The organism is Planctomycetota bacterium, assembly GCA_026387035.1.
Lineage (GTDB): Bacteria > Planctomycetota > Phycisphaerae > FEN-1346 > FEN-1346 > JAPLMM01.
The window spans coordinates 1-2,574 of the sequence record JAPLMM010000032.1 but is presented as its reverse complement, the minus strand read 5'-3'; the positions used below and the strand labels follow the sequence as shown (position 1 = coordinate 2,574).

Below are 2,574 nucleotides of genomic sequence, written 5' to 3'. Positions count from 1 at the left end.
GGCGATTGCTGAGCGGGCCCGCGCGCAAGGGGCGACCGAGGCAGAGATCGCGGAGACGGTCCGGATGGCCTTCTTTTGCGCGGGGATGCCGGGTTTGGTCACTGGAACCTCTGCCTTTCAGAGGTAGCGGGTGGCGAGATTCCCACCGGCGCTTGGTGTAGTTGGCCCCGGTGACTGTGCTTCGGCCGGACGGCCGGGATGGTACCGGTGCGGAGGTAGGTGAAGTGGCAGTGCCTTGGTGGTGAAACAGTAACTGCAACAACAGTCGGGACAGTTCAGGAAGCGATCAAGAAGTAGCTCAACCGGCAAACCGGCCGATGACCCACGATGGCGGCAGGAAGGAGAGGCCTGAAAAGCATCCTCAACCTCCACGTCCATCTGCTTCGAAGCGAAACAGTCGTCTTGGCTTCGCGCTGTCCCATAGGGAGAATTCTCTTGCCACGCGGGAGGTTCCTGCGTGAGCTGCGCAGTGGTTGGACATCCCCCCGTTCGGCCACTGCCGTTTTACGCCCTGGTGCTTCCCGACATAGGCGCTTTTCGCGCGCCTAGACAGACTCTGCCTATCTGGCGGTCACCGCGCGGGATCGGCTGTCAGTCCTATCGGTGACCTGGCCGACCGTCAACCTTCTGGAAGAATTCACTCAGCACGTCCTCGGGACAGATGTTCAGGTAGATCTCGGTAGTCTCCAGCCGGTCGTGACCGAGGATCTTCTTAAGGCTGGCGGTGCTTACGCCCTTTTTCACGCAATTCACGGCAAACGAGTGGCGAAGTACATGGGGCGTGACCGGTTTGGTGATCATAGCCCTGTTGGCGACGCGCTTGACAAGCCGCTGCGCTGTCCGCTTCGAGAAGCCGATGCTCTCGTTGGTGCAGAAGTGGACCTCCAGCAGGCGGCGGGCGCGGGCTGTGAGAGGCACGACTCGGCGCTTGCCTTTGTGGCCGTACCAGCCGCCCTTTCCCCAGACGACCAGGCAGTTCTCCTGCCACTGCACGTGGTCGCGTCGCAGGGCGCAGAATTCGTGCACCCGCAGCCCTGTGTCGAGGAGCACCCAGACGGCGAGTTTCTCCTGGAACGAGCGGCACGCGTTCACCAGGCGGTCCGTTTCCTCGGCGTTCAAAGGCTCACGCACGAACTGATAGGACATGGTGAACATTTGTCGCGGGTGCTTATAAAGCCGACAGTTCTGTCGCTATCCGCGAGGGGGCTCTTCCTCGAGAACGGCCGGCACGAACCTCGTGACATGGCGGCAATTAGGGCGGAAGGCGACGGGGGCCAGGGCCGGATCGGCAGGGATTTCCTGCCGGTATCCCGGTGAAATTCATTTATTTTCAGGCCCGGACGGTGCTAGAGTTCTAAAGTTGTCCCCGGGGGGACACGGTGATGTGGCGACGTCCAGATTCTGAGGACAGGGATGCTTTTCTTTCGCCCCATGCCGCGGGCACCGTTTCTTGGCACCCCTCCTTTGCACGACCGGTGCTATTGTACCGGCCCGCCGCGCCGGTGCCACTCCTCGCTGCGGGCCAAAGTCTCTTGAAACCAGCGCTGGCGTCTCCCGTGATGCAAGGCGGAAAAGCGAGGCAACCGGCAATCAGTGCCGCTTGATGGGCGTCTGATGCGGCAATCGCGGGTCGGTCGGGCGAAGTTTGATAAAAAATTCACTTTCTTTCTTGACATGACCCCGCCATTGCGCCTACCCTTCCGCAGACACCGAGAGCGAAGCGTTTCCTGCGGACTTATAGCCGTGCCCCTGTCTTCACGCCTGACTTAGGCGCGAAGGCACAACGGGTTTCACTGCACCCTTTGGGGAGGCCCGGAGTGCGGAAGATGTACTGTTGTAGCGAGGATTCGCTGCTCGCGATCCTCGGGTCGCTCGAGGCGGCGGACGTCTATGCGACGGTCCGGCGCGAGAAGGGGCCCGAGTACTCGAACCTCCGCAAGACGGAAGACGCGGAACTTGCGCTTCGCGATCCCCGCCCCAGTGCCAGCCCCAAATCGTTTCTCCTGCCCGCCAAGGAACGGGTGGCCGCCTACGATTCGAAGGGCGTCGACGAGAAGGCGTCGTGCCCGGCGTGCGGCGAGCGCGTCCTCGTGGGCCTGCGGGGATGCGACTTGAAGGCCATGGAGTATCTCGACAAGGTCTTCCGCGAAGGGGACTTCAAGGACCCCTTCTACGAGGCCCGCCGCAACGCCGAGGTCCTTATCACCGTCGATTGCGTCGCCCCTCACGAGAACTGCTTCTGCACGGCCCTGGGCGGCAAGCCTTTCGCCGAGGCTGGCTTCGACATCAACGTTACCCCCATCTCCGGCGGCTACCTGCTGGAGGGCGGAAGCGAAAAGGGCCAGGCCATCATCGACAAGGCCGGCGGCCGGGTGCGCGAGGCGACGGCCGAGCAACTCAAGGAACGCGAACGCCTGCGGGCCAAGGCGTGCGAGGACCTCGACCGCCAGAACGAGGGCCTCCGCCTGCCCGACAAGTTGCAGGAGATCCTGCTCGGCAAGCAGGAGTCCGAGGAGTGGATCGAGTACGCGAGCGATTGCGTGGAGTGCGCCGCCTGCACGTTCATCTGTCCGA

The 2,574-nt window shown here is 62.8% G+C and carries 2 protein-coding genes; one reads left to right on the top strand and one right to left on the bottom strand.

Translation table 11 applies throughout. From position 1 onward, the window contains the following. Positions 1-597: 597 nt before the first annotated feature. The gene (locus tag NTX40_00940) at positions 598-1,146 is read right to left on the bottom strand and encodes a site-specific integrase (protein ID MCX5647655.1); all 549 of its coding nucleotides are present in this window, start codon (positions 1,144-1,146) and stop codon (positions 598-600) included. Positions 1,147-1,826: 680 nt separating this feature from the next. On the opposite strand from NTX40_00940, the gene NTX40_00935 reads away from it, so the two are divergent. Continuing rightward, a partial coding sequence (locus NTX40_00935) for a hypothetical protein (protein ID MCX5647654.1) occupies positions 1,827-2,574 on the top strand: 748 nt, incomplete at its 3' end.

Excerpts from the sequence above, each read along its gene's own strand:
- NTX40_00940 (MCX5647655.1), bottom strand. The coding sequence starts at position 1,146 with ATGTCCTATCAGTTCGTGCGTGAGCCTTTGAACGCCGAGGAAACGGAC.